Source organism: Actinomadura meridiana (assembly GCF_039537545.1).
In the GTDB taxonomy this organism is placed as follows: domain Bacteria; phylum Actinomycetota; class Actinomycetes; order Streptosporangiales; family Streptosporangiaceae; genus Spirillospora; species Spirillospora meridiana.
The window spans coordinates 878,734-897,411 of sequence record NZ_BAABAS010000004.1 but is presented as its reverse complement, the minus strand read 5'-3'; the positions used below and the strand labels follow the sequence as shown (position 1 = coordinate 897,411).

Annotated in this window: 13 protein-coding genes; 9 read left to right on the top strand and 4 right to left on the bottom strand. The window is 67.8% G+C overall.

Annotated features, from left to right (window positions below; genetic code table 11):
- Positions 1 to 133 precede the first annotated feature (133 nt).
- The 4 genes from ABD808_RS08255 to ABD808_RS08240 all read right to left on the bottom strand — a co-directional run bounded on the left by ABD808_RS08255 (position 134) and on the right by ABD808_RS08240 (position 5,533).
- Positions 134 to 1,213, bottom strand: coding sequence for a DUF262 domain-containing protein (locus tag ABD808_RS08255; RefSeq protein ID WP_344892292.1), 1,080 nt, complete (start codon positions 1,211 to 1,213; stop codon positions 134 to 136).
- Positions 1,214 to 1,351: 138 nt separating this feature from the next.
- On the bottom strand, positions 1,352 to 3,403 hold the full coding sequence (locus ABD808_RS08250) for an Hsp70 family protein (protein WP_344892289.1): 2,052 nt from the start codon (positions 3,401 to 3,403) through the stop codon (positions 1,352 to 1,354).
- Between the two features lie 2 nt (positions 3,404 to 3,405).
- Positions 3,406 to 3,909: a hypothetical protein gene (locus tag ABD808_RS08245; protein ID WP_344892286.1), complete on the bottom strand. Its 504-nt coding sequence runs from the start codon at positions 3,907 to 3,909 to the stop codon at positions 3,406 to 3,408.
- A 91-nt stretch (positions 3,910 to 4,000) separates the two neighbouring features.
- Positions 4,001 to 5,533 carry a hypothetical protein gene (locus ABD808_RS08240; protein ID WP_344892283.1) on the bottom strand — a complete coding sequence of 511 codons (1,533 nt, stop codon included), beginning with the start codon at positions 5,531 to 5,533 and terminating at the stop codon, positions 4,001 to 4,003.
- Positions 5,534 to 6,486: 953 nt separating this feature from the next.
- Between ABD808_RS08240 and ABD808_RS08235 the strand changes: the two genes are divergently transcribed.
- The 9 genes from ABD808_RS08235 to pglW all read left to right on the top strand — a co-directional run bounded on the left by ABD808_RS08235 (position 6,487) and on the right by pglW (position 18,632).
- Positions 6,487 to 6,816 (top strand): hypothetical protein, encoded by a 330-nt coding sequence (locus tag ABD808_RS08235; protein ID WP_344892280.1) that lies wholly within the window; start codon positions 6,487 to 6,489, stop codon positions 6,814 to 6,816.
- Positions 6,816 to 7,448: a nucleotidyl transferase AbiEii/AbiGii toxin family protein gene (locus ABD808_RS08230; protein ID WP_344892277.1), complete on the top strand. Its 633-nt coding sequence runs from the start codon at positions 6,816 to 6,818 to the stop codon at positions 7,446 to 7,448. The genes ABD808_RS08235 and ABD808_RS08230 overlap by 1 nt, the downstream gene beginning before the upstream one ends.
- Positions 7,449 to 8,322: 874 nt before the next feature.
- Positions 8,323 to 9,666, top strand: a complete 1,344-nt coding sequence (locus ABD808_RS08225) for a hypothetical protein (RefSeq protein WP_344892275.1) — start codon at positions 8,323 to 8,325, stop codon at positions 9,664 to 9,666.
- A 183-nt stretch (positions 9,667 to 9,849) separates the two neighbouring features.
- Positions 9,850 to 10,632, top strand: a complete 783-nt coding sequence (locus tag ABD808_RS08220) for an alpha/beta hydrolase (RefSeq protein WP_344892272.1) — start codon at positions 9,850 to 9,852, stop codon at positions 10,630 to 10,632.
- Between the two features lie 4 nt (positions 10,633 to 10,636).
- On the top strand, positions 10,637 to 12,109 hold the full coding sequence (locus ABD808_RS08215) for a class I adenylate-forming enzyme family protein (RefSeq protein WP_344892269.1): 1,473 nt from the start codon (positions 10,637 to 10,639) through the stop codon (positions 12,107 to 12,109).
- Positions 12,110 to 12,130: 21 nt separating this feature from the next.
- Positions 12,131 to 12,775: a GlgC family sugar phosphate nucleotidyltransferase gene (locus ABD808_RS08210; RefSeq protein WP_344892266.1), complete on the top strand. Its 645-nt coding sequence runs from the start codon at positions 12,131 to 12,133 to the stop codon at positions 12,773 to 12,775.
- A 4-nt stretch (positions 12,776 to 12,779) separates the two neighbouring features.
- Positions 12,780 to 13,073, top strand: coding sequence for a phosphopantetheine-binding protein (locus ABD808_RS08205; protein ID WP_344892263.1), 294 nt, complete (start codon positions 12,780 to 12,782; stop codon positions 13,071 to 13,073).
- 167 nt (positions 13,074 to 13,240) lie between these two features.
- Positions 13,241 to 13,996: a hypothetical protein gene (locus ABD808_RS08200; protein ID WP_344892260.1), complete on the top strand. Its 756-nt coding sequence runs from the start codon at positions 13,241 to 13,243 to the stop codon at positions 13,994 to 13,996.
- Positions 13,997 to 14,216: 220 nt separating this feature from the next.
- Positions 14,217 to 18,632, top strand: coding sequence for a BREX system serine/threonine kinase PglW (gene pglW / locus ABD808_RS08195; RefSeq protein WP_344892904.1), 4,416 nt, complete (start codon positions 14,217 to 14,219; stop codon positions 18,630 to 18,632).
- Positions 18,633 to 18,678 lie beyond the last annotated feature (46 nt).

Here is an 18,678-nt window from a genome sequence, read left to right as displayed (position 1 = left end):
GTCTTTGCACACCAGGTAGCTGAGCGTGAAGTAGGCGCTCTCCCGGGTCTTGCCCGCGAGGTCCTGCGGCGTGACCTCAACATGGCTTCCGACGACGCCGAGGTTGGTGAGCAGGTGCTTGACCGGCTCAGGCTCACGGGCGGCCGGGATGTCCTGGCCGAGACGGGTGTCGGTCGAGCCGCTGTAGCGGTTGCGGAGACCGGCGAGGAGAAACCAGTAGAGGATCCCGTCTCTCGTCTCGGCGTCCAATGGCGCATGCGGACGCTCGCCCAGCAGCACGATCAGCGGCAGCAGCGAGATGTGGGACGGGATGAGCGCGCTGTTCGTGATCCGCAGATTCTGCTGGAGGAGGGGGACCAGGTGGCGCAGCCCCCGCCTGACGGTGCGCCAGCCCTTGCTCGAGCTCCTCGTCGGTGGCCGCGGCGAGGCGTGAGTGCGACCACGTCGACAGGCCGCGCCCGAGAACCGCACCGGTCAACGCACGGGTGAGGAACATGATGTCGAGATCACGGTAGTGATGGTGCGCCCAGTGGTCGGCCTCGTCCTGCAGCTTCTCGAGGACGCCCGGCCACCGCGCCGACAGGGTGACCAGGGCCAGGTCGCTGGTCTTCAGGGCCCGGCCGCTGTTCACCCGCACGAAGATCTGCGCGACTTCGTCGTAGCCGAAGTCGGTGAGGATCTCCATGTAGAACTTCCGCTGGGAGATCCCGGCAAGGCGGCTCAACCGCCTGCCGAGTTCGGTGGACCCAGTGCGCACGCCCGCTTCCAGCAGTTTCGCGTGGATTTCGAACAAGTCGGCGTCCTTGCGCAGGACATCGTGCACCTTGATCCAGCGGGCGTCGTTCGCGGTGGCCGCACTCTGGTTCTGGAAGACCTCCGTCTCCACGTTGAAGACGATCTGCGCCTCAAGTGCGTCGGTGAACACCCGATGCAGGGACGTGAGGCGCTGCTGACCGTCCAGCAGGAAGAGCGGTGGCAGAGGCGAACTGCCGGGCGTGGTACCGACCGCCATCTCCCGGGTCTCCGGTACCTCCGTCGTCCGCCAGAACAGGAGAGACCCGGACGGGTAGCCGCGGTAGAGCGAGTCGACCAATTTGGCAACTTGCGTTGGTTTCCACACGTAGCCACGCTGGATCTCCGGAAGCCGGATCTCACCTGCGGAGACCTGATTGATCAGCGTGCCGATCTCTTGCTTGGTCTCCTCGACGGGCATGCACGCGCCTCGCTTCGCTCGTTGCCTTCGAAGGAGACGATACGACAATTGCGGCATTGGTGTTAGAGGCTGGCCAATCCGACCATCCTTCGTGAGCTGGAATGCGGTGGGTGCTCCGATATAGGGGGCGGGGCCGAGTCACCTCCGCCGAGGCCGCACCGGTGTTCGGGAGAGAAACATCCAGATGCCGCCGGCGTACTGCGCACCGAGGACTCGCTTCTCGTCCATGAGCCAGGGGTACTCCACCTGGAGTTCGGCGTAGTTGTCATTGGTGACCACGGTGGCGCCGGTTCGTCCGGCCAGTTCCGTGACCGAACGGTCGGCTTTCCCATGCGTACCGGAGGGAACCTGGAGAACCTCCTCGTTGCCGATGGCCGCGTTGAGGGCTGCCTGCTCCGCTGGCTCGATCTGATGGCGGAGAGCCGGATCGACGAACACCGTGATCCGGGCACCCGGGTATTCCTTGGAGAGGGCTGCGACCGCGTCAGTCAGCCGACTGAAGCTGGGCTTCTCGCCGCGTGTGCGGTCCTTGCCCTGCCATGCGATGTTCGAGCCGTCCACGACAAAGGAGCGATCGTCCACTGATTCGACGCCCGCCGCTCGTTCCTTCGCATGCTTCGCGAGGACCTTCGGCGTGGGAACCTGGGGCTGCGCGGGCTTCGGCTTGGGGCGCCGGAACTCCTGCAAGGGCGGTGTCAGGGCGAGCTCACGCAGGTCCTGTCTGATCTGGTGGGCCGGCAGGCAGCCGCCGTGCGCGAAGTCGCGGATCTCCTCGTCCAAGAGCACCTCACCTGTCGCGGCCAGTGTGGCCCGGACCTGCAGCAGACCTTCGTCGGTGTAGGTGTACTTCAGGTGGAACTCGGCGTCTTCGCGGGCAAGTCGTTCGGGGAACTCCACTTTCAGCGTCGTGAGCTGGAAGTTCTCCGGGTCATGCAACGGCCTCTCCGGGTCCGCCTCCCAGATCGGGATGGAGACCTGGCTGACGAACTCGCCGTTCGGCATGTAGCTCTTCTCGTGGACCGCCGGAAGCGGCGACCCCGCCTTGATGAGGGGACTGAAGACCATCTTCGCGTTCCGCCCGCCAGGTTGGTGCGTGGTGCCGAGCGCGTACATCGACGTGACCTTGAGGACGCCGTCGATCTCGCGATCGAACAATGCCGCCGCGACGGCGGCGCCCTCGGCGACCGCCGTCATCGGGTCGCACAGCCCGGTACTGACCGTCTCGTCGCCCATCAGTCGCTCCACCGCACGGCGGACGGACGGGATCTGGCTGGTCCCGCCGATCATGAGGATGTCGTCCACCTCGGTCGGTTTCATGCCCAGTTCGTTCAGGCACCGCCGGGCCGGCTGGAGGGCCTCCTCGACAAGATCCGTGATCGCCTCTTCCAGCTCCGTGCGCGCGATCTCGACGGACGAGCGGCCGGGGACCTCCACGTGCACCGATTCCTCGGTGGACAGGCGGATCTTGGTCTGCTCGATCGCGAGGGCGAACTGCCTCTCCTCCGTTGGAGTGAACTCGGGCACGCGCCTGAGTCTGCCGATGACGAGGTCGCGAAGCCGGAGGTCGACCTCGATACCGCCGAGCTGCGTGATGCCGTGGGAGATCTTCTCGTGGAAGAAGCCGTCCACGTGCTCTAGGACCGTGACATCAATGGTGCCGCCTCCCCAGTCGAACACCATGATGGTGCCCTCCTCCTGGAGATGATGCATGTACGCGAGAGCCGCGGCCGTGGGCTCGTTGAGCAACGCCTTCACCTTGATTCCGGCCGCGTCCGCGGCCGCGCGGGTACGGTAGCGCGCACCGCCCTTCGCATTCGCCGGGACGGTGATGACCGCGCTTTCGATATCGGTGAGCACGCTGTTCGCCCGCTCCCGCATGGCGGCGAAGACACCGGCCGCCACGCTAATTGCCGGGAAGCGGCGGCTGCCGACCTGCACGGCGCCGTCACTCTTGAGCATGCGCTTGCACGCCTCGATGGTGCGCTGTGAACGAAGCTTCGCCTCCCAGCCGTACAGCAGGCCCTGCCGCAGTGAACTCTGGCCCGCCACGGTCGGGAAAAGGTTCTCGAAGGAGGGATAGAACCAGTCCGCGTTCAAGTTGTCGCCGTCGAGGGAGAGCGGCTCGACCTCCGAGCCGTTCCACTGGGCGATGACCGAGTTGGTGGTCCCGAAATCGATCCCTGTGGCCATGTTCAGTCCCCCTCTGCGGAGCCGGTCACTTCCTCCGCGCCGGCTGTCAGCTCCTCAAGCAGCACACACCAGCTCTTCTTGGCATGCAGGTCATGATCGCCGATTCTCAGTTGGCCGCTCTGCACCAAGGCTCCCGTGCCTGTGTCCACGTACGCCGGATGCACGACCCGAACACAGTCGCCGCCGTCGTCCGGATTGAGGACGGTGAACAAATCCTTGGTCGTGCTGTCCAGCACGTCAACTCTGGATAGGTCAGTCCGTGCGAGCCAGCCGGGCAAGCGTTCTCTGAGCCTCCTGTTGCTTGTCTCCCGCCTCACCAGCCGGTCGAGCTCGATGATCTGAGCGTGATGCCGCTTACGATCGCGCAGAGCCGCGAATACTGCTTGTCGGACGATGGCGGAGACCTGCTCCTTCGCGAGCGGCGCGGGGCCGCGCTCACCGATGAGTTTCGCGGCCACCTCGGTGAACTCCCGCACCAACTCGCGGGCATCGAGCGGAGGCGCCACCGGGAGAGGCTGGGGCCTCGGCCGACCCTGTCGGGGCCCGCGGATGGCCACCTTCCTCTTGTGTGCCTTGCCCGCCTTACCGCGAGGGGTCTTACTGGCGATCGTGGTCACCCCTTGCCGTGTCGTCGAACTCATTGAGCAGATCTGGCGCTGCCAGCGCCTTGACGAAGTCGAGGTCGTCAGCGGTCGTGGTCGTACGTCGAGACAGTGCTGGAAGTGGCGGAACCAACGCGGATGAGCGCTGTGGCGGGGCATCCAGGACATCATCGTCGAGGGGGACTCTGAAGAACCCCGTGGCCTGCCCGGCGTCACGGATACGCTGCCACGCCCGGTTAACACGAGCGAGCGCGTCAACGTCATCACGATGCCGTCGGCTCAGTTCCCGCCATCGAGGCGTCCAGTCGGGATCACCATGGGGCAGCCCGAGAACGAAGTAGGGATTCTCCCAGGACTCCCGGTCATTGAGACGGATGTGCTTCCGCTCATGAACGAGTACCAGGTTCAGCTTGACCTGGGGATGTGCGTCGACGATGCCCTCCAGTATTTCCTCGGCGGCATCGAGATCCTCTCGCCGGTTCCTGGCCGGTCGCATGGCGAGGTAAGCGCGGACATTGTTGATCTCCGCGCCGAGGCGTCCACCGGTGATGTCGGTGCTCTGGAAGAGGGCTGCCTGCCGGACGGCGCCATCGATATCTCCGGCGAGTATCCGGTCGTAGGCCGCGCAGAACGCGCGCCAGGAATGAAAAGCCCCTTGGTTCGGGTCGATCGGCTTGGCGCGAGTGGCGTTCGAGCTGATCGAGGCGCCCCACTGGGCGGCGAGAAGCCGCCAGAGGCCACGGTCGGCCGTGACGGCATTGGGCCAGCGGCCGACTTGGGCCCCCTCGATAATGGTTTGGAGCAGCCCACGCTGCCGGTTCGGAAGTGCGGCCCGGAGGTCGAAGAGCCGGGACCGGTCTCCACGGTGCAGGTCGATCAGCATGTCCAGCACTGTGTCCCCGGTCTCGTCGGCGCCTGCAAGGTAGGTATGACGGGCGACGGCCTCGGGCCAGCCGAGTTCTGCGGCCTCCTCACTGGTGACCGTCTCGGGGACCAGACGTGCTCGCAGATAGCTTCCCTCCAGGGAATCCCTCCGGTGCTGCCACGGCTGGTCGTCTGCCCCAAGGAATCCGCCGTCGATCAGGTCGTCGATCAGGGCGAGGGGAAGTCGTTCAAGTTCTGGTGCGAGTTCCTCCACGGCCAGTGGAGCCGGATGGCCGAGAACGGCCACGTACAAGCGCCAATGAAGCGCTCCCTCCCGGACCTCATCCGGCAGAGGGCCGATCGCGTCAGCGGTGGGGCTCACCTCGGCCAGCAACAGCGCCTTCGTGAGGCCGCGTTGACTGATCCAGGGCGGGCTGGCCGCCCCGAGCCGAGCCAGATGGGCGACAAGGAGGAATGGGTCCAACTCGCCGAGTGCTTTCCGCAGCATGACGGGGAAGCCCGTGGTGGGTACGGTGTTCACCGCGTCCTGAAGCGGAGCGAAGCCGTCCGGATCGGCGAGGTCGCTGATCAGGAGCGCGATGGCTTCCCGGAGCGCGCTGATCGTGTCAGCGCCGTGGACACCTAGCGCAGCCCAGGCTTCCACAGCGGGATCGGTCTTTGAGGCATCCCGGGCGGCACGCTTGCGAGCACGCCGCGCTCGTTCTGCGGCAACAAGTTCTTGTTTCGATGGCACGGTTGATGAAGGACCAAGTGGTACGGAGGGGACGCAAGGTACGAGGCATCTTACTGGTCGATTCCCGTCACAGCCATGCAGGTGGGAGTGCACCCCGATCCATACTCCTTCGGCACTCGACTGCCGAAGGGGCCGAGTCTGCACCCCAGGGACTGGCTCCGGCGGTTGGTAGAGCTTCGATCGGGGACACCCGCGCGGCGGGTCTCGATCGAGTTCGTCGTACCGCCGTCGTGTGCCGCACGGCCTTGTCCGGCAGTTCGTCGTCTGGGCGGGGCACCAGGCCCCCGTGTGCTGGGTGAGCGGAGCCCGCCAGGGAGCCGTCGTTGGTTCCCAGACACCGTGACCGAGTGCCTGGACGAACAGCCGTGACACGAGCAGGCGCGACATCAACGACCCCCAAGCGATGAGCTTCCACCGGCACCCGCCGGACGTCCTCGTCGGGTCGCGAACTCTGTGGCCGGACTGGCGGTGTATCAGGTGACGGGGTCGGGCAAACACCGGAGTCGCGGCTGACCGGGATCGAGGGGCCGCCCCCATCGGCTTGGTCGCCAGTCCGGGGTTGTTCCGATGGGCACCGCCGCCGATGGCGCCAGACATCGTGGCCGGGGTCGGGTTCGACCCGCAGACTTCGGAGTCATCACGGACCCTGACCGGTTGCGGTCTGCGGGGACGCCCTGGTCGCGCTCTCTGCCCACGTCCGCTTCACGAGCATGTGACGAATGACCACCGGGCGTCCGCTGACATGTGACGATCGGTCGTGGCCGCGGCGACCGTCTGGGGTCGCTGTTCAAGGTTCAGGCGCCGAACGCGGTTATCGCGATTCGCGAGGACCTTCGGACGGTCGATGGGGCAGACTGGTGCGTATGAAGGGGCACAAGGCGGCGCCGTTCAGCTACGCCGAGACCAAGCCGTACGCGGCGGTCGAGTCGTTGGGAGAGTTGCAGGGTCCGGAGCACGGTGTGGTGGTGCTTCCGCTGGAACTTGCTTGGGGCGGGCGGACCGAGTTCGATCTCGATGACGACTATGACCGGGCGGCCGTCTACAAGATCGTGTTGGAAGAGGGCGGTATGGAGCATCAGCGGCGGCTGATCAACCGCCGGCTGCTGGTGAAGCACTGGGACGAGATCTTCCCAGCACGTCCGGTCCGGGCTCTGTGGGAGCGGCGCTTTTCCCAGCTTCGCCATGCCGCCTGATGGATCGCTTCCAACACCAGCTGGCTGGCCTTGCGCTGGAGGTCGTCGGTGACCGGGGTTTCGTGCTGGGAGGTGGGCACGCCGTTCAGATTCACGGCATGGGCGCGCGTTTTTCGGAGGACATCGACCTGTTCTCTTCTCGGCGTGGCACTCCGGGGCAGGTGGCCGACGACGTCATCGCCGGCTATCTGGGGCAGGGGCTACGAGTTGAGGTGGTCCGGCGTACTCCGGACCTCGTCCAGATGACGGTCGCCGATTCCGATGGCCATGCCTGCAAAGTGGATCTCGGGGTGTTCTGGCGGGCTCATGCTCCAGTGATACTGGAGATCGGCCCGGTGCTGCACCCCGACGATGCCGTGGCCGGCAAGATGGACGCCTTGTTCAACCGCTGGGCGCCGCGCGATTTCCTGGACATCGACGCGATCCTGGCCAGCGGGCGTTACAGCCACGACCGCCTCCTAGCCGTGGTGGCTGAGCACAATCCGGGCTTCGATATCGCGCTGTTCGCCGAGTCGCTCTCCTACCTGCACCGCATCCCCGACCGGGACTTCACCGCCTACGGCGTGCCCAGCGCGCAGATCGAGTCAATGAGAGAGCGATTCGCTGCCTGGGAGCGAGTGCTGTCACCGTAGGCGACACGCTGCTGCCACGCGGACTTGGTGCTGAGAGCGAGCGCTGATTGACTCCGTTGTCGGACGACATGTGACGCTCGCCGCAGTGGAGGGGCCGTTGTGACTGCGTTGACCGGGAACGGTAACCGACGGTAACGGATCCCACGACGATCAGAGGTGTCAGTTATGGGAGATCAGAACTGACTTGATCTTCCATGGAAGGGCTCCAGTGGGAGAGAAGATGTGACTCTGACCTGGCCGGATGCCTGAACCGCTGGTGCCGCTGGGGTGCCCGATCGTGTTCACACCGAAGAGGTCACTGGTTCGAGCCCAGTATCGCCCACCCAGATCAGGGCCACTCTGTTCATGAGTGGCCCTTTTTGATCAACACGGTCCTGGCCGCTCGCCGACTGGGCGGCCTGGTCCTCGCCTGGATCGCCGCCGCGCTCGCCCGTGTGATCAGGTATGCGCGCGGCCGAGGGCTCCGTGTAAGACCGGCCGCGGGCCGCTCGTAGACACGCAGCCGGGGAGAACCGCGGTGCCCGAGTGACCGCATTGGGCGGGCCGGCGGAGGTGCGGCGGTCCGTGCGGTGGGCAGAGGCTTTGGTCGTACTGGACGCCGCCCCCCTGACATTCGCACGGCACAGGGAAGGTGCGTGGCCCCGGCGGACCGGGATTGAGGGGTGCGCGCCCGATGGCGATGCAGCTCCTTGACAGTCCGGGGAGGTACGAGAACAGCCGTGTCGTCGGGTGAATCCGTCCGCCCCGAGCCGGATGCCGAAATGGGCTTTGGCGCCCGAAAACGGTCATGTGTGTCACGCTACCCACAGACTAGCCAGAAGGCCCTGTAAGTACGGGTGGAAAGTGGTGTTTTCACTAGTCGGGAGTCAGCGCGATGTCGGGAGCGGCGGGCGGCACGCAGGGGGGTGACCTCGAGGTCACTCGGCTTGAGCTGCGCACGATCGTGGCCGCGGATCTCGGCTGGGCCGTCGAGACGGAGGCGGCGGACGCGTTCCTTCGAGAGCGAGGACGGCCCGAGTGGCTGCGCACCATCGCGGTGTGGTTCACCGGGCCCGGCGCCGGGTTCGGGGCCCCTCGGGTCGAACCGCCTTCCTACGGCAGGAGCAACGAACACGGCCGCCAGACGTTCTCAGAGGAGTTCAGCGACTCCTATATGCCGCTGGTGAGCAGGCCGCAGTCTCCGGCCGACTACCTCGTCGGCTGTCTGACCTGGCGTCTCGACTGGCTGAAGGTCGGCCCGACCGGGGCTTTCAGTATCTGCGCACGGGCGGAGCTGCGCGGCGGGCCCGCCGACGCGTTGGAGGTGATCGAGAGCTACCACCAGTTCCGCCGGGACGTCCGGGACCGATGGCAGGACCTGGTGGCGGAGTTCCTGCGTTACTGGTCGTCCGCACTGTCGAGCTACCGGCTCGTCGACGACGCCCCCCGAGTCCTGCTCCGCCACACCGAGACCTATGACGTCGTCGATTTCGACTTCACCGTGGATGGGGCCGTCCGCCAGCCGAAGGATCTGTATCGGAGCGGGGAGGTCGCGGCCCTGCGAGCGCTGGCCGGGCTCACCCGGATGTCGCACGTCATGGACCGTTACAGCGAGGAGAAGGTCCGCGCGCTGGAGGAGATGGACCTCGGCAGTCGCCCCGACGAGCTGTGGATCGTCAACGTCGAACGGCTGACTCGGCACCATCCGGAGCATCTCAGTGACCGCGGGAAGCAGCTCTTTCTCGAGGACGTCGTCCGCGCCACCGAGATCATTCTTCATCAGCGGGTGACGCTGAAGTACGTCACCGACTGGGTGCGGCGCACGCGCGCCACCTTCCTGGACCGGCTGACGGCGGAGGAGGACGTGGCCGGTTCGCATTCGGTCATGCGCACCCTGCTTGCCCAGATCGCTTGGTCGAGTGACCTCTACTCCGAGACGCTCGCCGTACATCGCGACAGCGGCAGCTCGTTCTTCCGCACGATCGTCTCCCGGATCGCCGAGCTGAAGGAGGTCGACCTGTCCAGGGACGCGGTCTCCGGGAGCGTGACACGGATGCTGGAGATCGCCAGCGCGATCTTCCAGGAGCGCAGCGCCGCCGCGTCCGCCCGGTTGCAGGAGGTCAGCCTCTCGGTGGGCAGGGCCAGCCGCAATATCGGAATCGCCGCGGCGATCCTGGTGGTGGCCAGTGTGCTGCTCGCGGCCGCCCAGGTCTGGATGGCCGTATCCGGTCACGGCTGATCGAGGATAAACGCCAACTCCCAGCCGCTATTCCGCAACCATAAGACCAATGTTACGTTCCCAGCGCCCTTTGGTGTCCTTGGTCTCCTTGACGGCGATAAATCCAAGAGCCACACTCGTCAGCAAGGATGATATGCGTCGGGCAATGCCGGACCGGTATGAGCGGCGGGAGAGTTCATGTGGGTGAACGACCGGCTGACCAGCCGATACCATGAATCGCTCGCGTTGTCCGTGACCCGCGCGGACCCGGGGGCCCCGACCGTCATCATGTTCCCCGGGTTCACTGGTCTACGACTTAACGCGACCAACAGGGCGCTCACCGCGAAACTGGAGCCATACGGCATACGTTGTGTCGTGGGAGACCTCAGCGGCCATGGCGACAGCGGCGGAACAATCAGACAACAGACGATTGTCAAGGCAAGCTACGAAATCAACGATGTAGTCGATTATGTCCGTGACCGTTATTCGGTTGGACGCCTGGGGCTGCTCGGGAACAGCTTCTCGGGCAACGCGGCGATCCTCGCCGCGGCGCGCGTCGACGACGGGTTGCGCGCGCTTGCGCTGAAGTCCCCCGTCACCGAGTACACCGAGATGCGGCGGAGCCTGCTGCGCGACGAGGGCATGCGTCGCTGGCGCGAACAGGGCTGGATCGAACTGCCGGACGGCACCCTCAGTGACTACCGCTTCATCGAGCACGCCGACTCGGTCGACACCTACCGGGAACTCGCGAAGATCACCGCGCCGGTCCTCGCGATCCAGGGGTCGGCGGACGAGGAGATCCCACCCTCGGCCCGGCGACGGCTGGCCCGGGAGATGACGCAACACGGTAAGCGGTACCTCCTCATTAGCGGAGCGAACCACGATCTGCGCGATCCCCACTTCGGCGAAGTGATCGAGGCGTTAGCCGACTTCCTGACAGACAAGCTTCTTCAGCCGTCGGCCGCCAAGGTCAACGTGCCCTGCTGAGCCGATGGCCCTGTTGACGCCGGATACCGCCCGCATGCGCCGGGCCCCCGTCCTCGTACGGGACCTCCTGGCCCTCGCCGACGAACGCGGTTTCCGCCTGGAGGACGCCGCCGGCCGGGAACTTCCCGCCACCCGGGTGCGGCAGGCCGCCCTTGACACGGCCGGGCGCCTTGAGGACATCGCGGGCAGCGGCGACGGCGACGCCGTCCTCATCCGGGTGAACGACTTCGTGGCCAGCGCCATCGCGATGCTCGGCACGTGGATGTGGGGCGGCGTCCCGGTCCCCGTTCCGCTGACGGCGCCCCCGCCTTTCCTCGCGCAGGTCACGGCGGAGTGCCGGCCCGCCGCGCGTATCACCCCCGCCGGGACGGACCTGGCCGTGGCGGTGGGAGTCCCGGCCGGGGACCCGCCGAGCGCGCTGACATCGATGTCCGCAGCCCATGACATCGCCCTGGTGCTCTACACGTCGGGTTCCACCGGCACCCCGAAGGGGATACTCGTCCCGCCAGAGGCCGTGGACTTCTCCACGCGGAGCATCCAGCGCTATCTCGGCCTCACCGAATGGGACAGGATCGTCAGCCCCATCGTCCCCCACTTCGACTACGGTCTGTACCAACTCCTGCTGGCACTCGCCGCGGACTGTGCGCTGACCGCCGTCCCCGCTCTCTTCGTCGACGACGTCATCGACGTGATCAGGGACCGACACGGCACGGTGCTGCCGCTCGTCCCCTCGATCGCCGGGCCGCTCACCGCGCGGATGGCCGACCTTCGGTGCACGGCGGAGTCCGTCCGCCTGATCACCTCGACCGGTTCGCACCTCGGGACGCCGCTGATCGCGCGGCTCCGCGACGTGTTCCCCCGGTCGCAGGTCATGCCCATGTACGGGCTCACCGAGTGCAAACGGGTCTCCTACCTGGCGCCCCCTCTGGTCGACGGGAAGCCTGGCTCGGTCGGCCGTCCGATGTCGGGCGTGACCTGTCGCGTGGTGGACCCCGACGGCCGGACGGTGCCGGACGGCGAGACCGGCGAACTCGTCGTGCGCGGGCCGAACCTCGCTCTCGGGTACCTCGGCGACGAGCGGCTGACAGACCAGGTGTTCCGGCCCGTCTCCGGCGGTCGCGAGCTGTGGACGGGCGACCTGTTCACCCGTGACGCCGACGGCCACCTCTACCATCGGGGCCGTCGCGACGACCTCGTCAAGGTCGCCGACCAGCGCGTGAGCCTGCGTGAGGTCGAGGACGCGTTGCGCGCCGTTCCCGGCGTCATCGACGCCCTCGCGTGGGTGGACGGCGGGACGTTGAAGGCGTCCGTCGTCGCGGGACCGCCCGCCGGGGACGCTCGCTGGGTCAAGCGCGAACTGCGGCGTGGGGTCCGGCTGCCCGCGATGGTCCCCGCCGACGTCGTCGTGGCCGAGCGGCTGCCCGCCGGCCCTACCGGGAAACCGGCCCGGCCTCGTCCCGCTTCCGCGTACCACTGACCCGACAACCGGATAGGGATCATGTTGGAGGAGCTGTTCGATCCGGCCGAACCGCTGTGGACGGCGCTCGGTTCCGTGGCCCCGTGGGAGTTGCTCCTCGACGCCCCGGCGGTCGTCGCCGCGCTGTCCGCGCGCGGCCGCATGACCGACGGACCCGAACCGGTCATCCATCCGAGCGCCGTGGTCACCGGTTCCTACCTCGGTCCGGGCGTCCACGTGTACGAGGGCTGCACCGTCCGCGACAGCGTCGTGCTCGCCGGTACCACCATCGGCCATGCGAGCGAGGTCGCGCGGTCCGTGATCCTGCCGGACTGCATGATCCCGCGGTTCAACTACGTCGGCAGCAGCCTGCTCGGACGCGGGGTGAACCTCGGCGGCTCCACCCAACTCGCCTCGATGCGGTACGACCGTGCTCCCGTCCGGCTCTGCCTGCCGTCCGGGGAGGTCGAGACGGACCGGGAGAAGTTCGGCAGCCTGCTCGGGGACGGCGCGCGCGTCGCCTACGGCTGCCACGTGAACCCCGGGTCGGTGATCGGACGCGGCGCCCTCATCGGCCCGCACATCGACTGGCGCGGCTACTGCCCGCCGGAGGCCTCGGTCTTCCTCCGCCAGCGCACATTCATGTCACGCGGAAGGGGCGCCGACATGTTCCAGCGAGGTGAATGACGATATGGCGACGATCATGCCTTTCCTGGTGGACTGGGTCAGGGACTGGCGCCCCGACCTGGCGCACACCGAACTGCACGGGAACACCCGGCTGGTCGAAGACCTCGGCGTCGACTCCCTGGCTCTGCTCGAACTGGTGGCGAGTATCGAAGGGAGATTCAACGTTCGGATCCGCAACGAGGAATACCAGTCCAGAAAGACCTTCGGCACCCTCGACGGCATCGGCCAGGTGGTCGCCAGGGCGCAACTGGACGGCAGCGCGGGTAACGGCGGACGCGGCGACGGCGGCTCCCGGTAGCCGTCCGCCACCTACCTCGACGGAAGATGCCGCTGACGCTGGTGCTGTGGACGGCACGGTCGGAGTCCCTCCGGGCGCGTGGACCCAGAGGTAGGTGTAGGTGTTCCCGTCGGAAGCGTCGGAAGCGTCGGAAGCGTCGGTGGCCGGAGGTGCAGTACAGTTCGGGCATGGCCCACGACGAACCGTTCGGTGATTACTATGTGCCAATTCTTTCGGACGGTCACCGTCTTGTGGCATCAAGAAAAAACGAGGGCGCCGTCAGCGGAAATTCGTTCGATGACTCGGGTGCTCTTGGGCGTGTTGACTGGCGCCCCGTCGGCAAAGATGAAGTGCATTCACCAAGCAAGGCCGACACCGTGCGCAACGTGACCGTGGGCGTCGTGATGGGAGTTGTCGTGACCAGCGTCGCCATCAAGGCCGCGCCGCGTATCAAGAGCCGGTGGAACGACCTGAAGGCGAAGCGGAACAGAAATTCCGAAGCGAGTGAGGCTGACGGTCGAGCCGCTACCACCGAAATGGCAGATCTGAGCAGCACTGCGCCTGTGGACTTCCCCAAAGAAGTGGATGTCACGCTCGAAGATTTCAGCGTCAGCATGGACAGCGCAGAAGTTCAGAGACGTCTAATTGCGATTCTCGTCGCTGCGGCGTTCATCGCTGATCAGATGAGAGCACTGTCCAATGCCCGCACCGAAGATGATGGCGCTTCTCTGGACCTGAAGAGCACGATGGAGAAGCTCACAGCTCCGAATATCGTGGGCGGTATGAACCGAATGCTCGCGGCGAATTCTTCGCTGCTCGACGAGGAGACATCGGCCGAGATCATGAAGCTCTTTGGTGGCGGTCGCTTTGTTGACGGCCAGTACGTGCCGTTGCGGAACGCGAAGATCAAAGATGTGCTACGGCTGACTGACGGTGAGTTCTGAACCCGGAGTTCGTCGAACTTGGCCAGGAATCAGGTCAGCGTTGGTGTGGACGACCGAGGTGGTCGGCTGCTCCCGCAGGCCTGTCGAAGCGGTCAGGTGGCGGGTGGCCGGTTTTCGACACGGGGTGAGGGTGAAAGCGCTTCGGCGCGGGGTGGGCGTCGGTAGGATTTAGGCTCGCCCGGACCGCGGCGGGTGCGGGGAGTGTGTGGAGCGGAGGGTGATGGTGGGATCCGGCAGGCCCGTTCCGAGGCCGCCGAGGCCCGTCCGGCGATGGTTCCAGGAGAGGCAGTCCGACTTTCCCTGGGAGCAGGAGGGGCTGGATCACGTCAAGGGTCTGATGCCGGACGTGGAGCCGTACCGCGCCTGGGCCCTGTTCTCTTTCGTCGCTCCGTCGGGGCGGGTCCACGAGTGCGACCTGTTCGTGGCGACGCCCGGTGGGCTCTACCTCGTGGAGCTGAAAGGGCATCCGGGCCGCGCCGTCAACAACGGGGCGACGTGGACGTTCCATGCTCCCGACCGTTCGAGGACCATCCGCAACCCGCTGCCACTGACCGACTGGAAATCCAAGGAGCTGAAGAGCAGGCTGGCCTGGGCAGCGCGGGAGCTGGGTTTCTTCAGCGTCCGGGTGCCGCGGGTCGAGCCGGCGGTGTTCCTGTCCGCGCCGAATCTGGAGTCGGAGCTGGACGAGGTCCAGCGCACGCGGGTGTACGGCCGCGACGACCGGGAGACCGGCCTCGGCCGGATCTGGCACGACCTGCTCGGCCGCCCTCCGGAGAACGAACAGCGAAGGGTCGCGGAAGACTTCTCCAAACGCCTTCCGCAGATGCTGGAGCGGATCGGCATCACGCATTCCACGGCGCATCTGCGGTTCGGGGACGAGTGGCGCATGGAGCCGCGCGTGCTGGAGGCCGGGCCGCGTTGGGAGGACCGGCTGGCCGAACGGCACGACATGGTGCACGAGGAGGGCCGGGTCCGGATCTACCTCGTCAACCGGCAGGCGACGGACGAGGCGCGCCGGACGGTCGACCGGGCGGCCCGCCGCGAGTATCAGGTGCTCCAGGGCATCAACCATCCGGGTATCGCGCAGGCGGTGCAGATCCGCGAGCACCAGGGCGGTTCGGCGATCCTTTTCCGGCACCACCACCGTGACCTCCGGCTCGACTCGTATCTGGACGTGCACGGGGCGTCGCTCACCCCGGAGACGCGGCTCGCACTCGTCCGACAGCTAGCCGAGGCCGTCCGGTACGCGCACAACCGGTCGCTCTACCACCGGGCGCTGTCGGCGCGGTCGGTGTACGTGTCGGCGAAGGACGACGGGTCGCAGCCGGTGTTGCGCATCATCGACTGGCAGACGGCCGCGCGGGATTTCGACACCACCACCCCGATGACGATCGGCCAGTCCAGTCTGGACGCCGAGCTCGTCGACGACGCCGCGCTCGTCTACCTGGCGCCCGAGTTCGACCAGCCCTACCCCGATCCGGTGGACATGGACGTCTTCGGCGTCGGCGCGATCGCGTACCTGATCCTCACCGGCCACCCGCCCGCACCCGACCGCGCGACCCTGATCGACACGCTGCGCGACGCGGGCGGGCTGCACCCGTACGCGGTCGCGGACGGTCTCGGCGACCGGCTCGACCGGCTGGTGTTCGAGGCCACGCAGGGCGTCCCGGCGAACCGGCTGGAGTCGGCGGACCGGTTCCTCGCGGAGCTGGACGCCGCGGAGCAGGACGCCGCCGTCCCTGACGACGTGCTCGCGGGCGGCTGGGAGAGCACCGACCCTCTGACCGCGATGCCCGGCCAGGTCGTGGACGGCGACGCGGACGGGACATGGCGGGTCGAGCGGGTCCTCGGCTCCGGCGCGACGTCCCGGGCGCTGCTGATGCGCCGCGACGCAGACGACGAGGAGACCCCGCGGGACGGTCAGGGCCCGGGTCCGGAGCGGGTTCTGAAGGTGGCGTTGGACGAGGCGAAGGCGGGCCGCCTGGCCGCCGAGGCGGACGCCCTGGTCAAGGTCGGTGGCGGCGCGATCGTGCGGCTGCTGGGCGGACCGCGCCAACTCGCCCAGCGGACGGTGCTGGACCTGGAGTTCGCCGGTGACCGCACCCTCGCCGCCGTCCTCCACGACGACGGGAAGCTGACCTACCACCAGCTCGAGCGGTTCGGCAGGGACCTGTTCCGCGCCCTGGACCAGCTCGTCGCGAAGGGCGTGCGGCACCGCGACCTGAAACCGGAGAACTTCGGCGTCCTGCGTCGCGCCGACCGCACCTGGGAGTTGAAACTGCTCGACTTCTCCCTGACAGACGTGTCGGACCGCGATCCGACCGCCGGGACGCGCGGCTACCTCGACCCGTTCCTCGGCACCCCGAGCCGTCCCGATTTCGACGACCACGCCGAGCGGTACGCGGCCGCGGTGACGCTGCACGAGATGGCGTCGGGCGAACGTCCGCGCTGGGGCGATGAAAGGTCCGACCCGCGCACGGGCGACGACCCGCACCCGTACCTGTCGGCGGAGCTGTTCGAGCCCGCGCTGCGCGACGGGTTGACCGCGTTCTTCCAGCGCGCCCTGCACCGGAACGTGTCGGAACGGTTCGACACGTTCTCGCAGATGGAGGCCGCATGGCAGGACATCTTCCGCCGGGCGGACGCGACGGCCCCCGCGACCACGCAGGCGACGCTCGCGGGTGGCGACGCCGAGTCCGGGCTGAGCCCGGAAGAGCTGAAGGCCGCCCGCGACATCGCGGCGGAGGCGGCGACCCTGGAAACACCGCTGATCGCGACGGGCCTGTCGCCGCGTGCGATGGCGGTCGCGGCGGGCTTCAACGCGACGACCGTCGGGCAGCTCCTGGACGTCCCGCCGTACCAGATCTCGAAGGCGCGCGGCGCGGGCGCGGTCGCGAAGAAGGAGCTGAACCGGCGGCACAAGCAGTGGACGACCGCGCTGCGAGCGCAGCGCGGGCAGGGCCGGGGCACGGGGGACGAAGCGGTCGCGGGCCCACCGTCCGGCGGGGCCCTCGCCGGGACGCGCGTGGACGACCTCGCCGCCCTCCTGGTGTCCGCCGACGAGCGCAGAGGCTCCCGCAAGGGCGAGACGCTGCGGCTACTACTCGGCCTTCCGGACACGAGCGGCTCGATTCCGGACGACCCATGGCCGACGCAGAGCGCCGTCTCCAAAGCGGTCGGCATGACGCAGGCGACGGTGTCGCGGCACCACAACGAGGCCGTCAAGCGCTGGGCGGCGGCCGACTGGCTGACACCCGTCCGCGACGAAGTGGTCGCGCTGGTCCGGGGCCAGGGCGGAGTCACGACGGCCGCCGAGCTGGCGGACCTGCTGCGCGTCCGGCACGGCGCGGCCGACGCGCCGCCCGAGGTGACCGCGGCCCGCTCGCTCGCCGTCGTCCGCGCGGCGGTCGAGGCCGAGGCGTTCACCGGATCGGACGGTGACGACGGCCACGAACCCCGCCTGGACCGGCTGCGCCGGGCACGGCACGTCCTGGTGGCGCTGGAGTCGCTGCCCGGCACCGAGGACCCGACGCCCGCCGAACTGGCCGACTACGCCGCCGAACTCGGCGCCCACGCCGACGACCTGGCCAAACAGGACCCGCTCCCCGGCGGCGCAGAGGTGATCCGCGCGCTGCGCGCCCTCGCCCCGCCGGACGGGATGACCCCGCTGTCGGACACCCGCCTCGTCCGCCTGGCGTCCAGCGTCGCCACGGACGCGCTGGCCTCGCCCACCCTCCAGCTCTACCGGCGCGGGCTCGACCTGGCGAAGGCGCTGCGGCTGTCGCAGGCGGGCGCGGGCGTCCGGTTCCCGCAGGGCGTCACGCTCGGCGACCTGCTGACCAAGGTGCGCGCCCGGTTCCCCGACCTGGACGTCTACACACCGCCGCCCACCTACGTGGACGTGGAGGAGGCCCTGTCCGAGGCCGGGTTCCCACTCCGCTACGAACAGGCCACGGAGCGGTTCTTCCCGCCGACGCCGATCCGTCCCCGAACACCGTCCTCCAGCACCACGGCGACCCGCCTCGGCGCCGGTCTCGGCGCCCTGGACGAAGCCTTCGAGGACATCACCCACGCCAGACTCACCGCCGCCGCCCGGCAAGGCGGATTCGTCGCGCTGACGGTGCATATGAAGCGCCTCGCCGGTGTCGCGGACGCCCTCGCCGCCGCGTACCCGGTCGTCCCGGTCAACTTCGCAGACGTGTTCCTCACCGAGTTCCGCACTCTGACCACCGAGCACGGCACCGACTGGGGACAGGTGCTCCGAGCGGACGAACGATTCACCCGCACGGGAGAGATGCCCGGCGGGCTCCGCTCGTTCGTCGTCCGTGTCCTGGAACACACCGAGCAGCGCCTCCGCGAACGGGCCGCGCCGCCCCGGACGGTGCTGCTCCTGCACAACGCGGGCCTCCTCGCCCGCTACTTCGACGTCGGTGGACACAACCTGCTGACCGGACTACAGAACGCGGCACGCCGCCCATCGGACGCCCCCCACGGCCTGTGGCTGCTGTGCCCGTCCGAAGCTCCGCGCGCCACCCCGAACATTGATGGCCGGACCGTCGAGGCGATCGGCACCGCCGAATGGACCGTCCTGGACAAGGCTTTCCTCGCCCGCCTCCACGGCGGCCAGGCCGCCTGACCGGCGAACAACACGAACACAGACCAAGGGCACGACGAACGAGGGG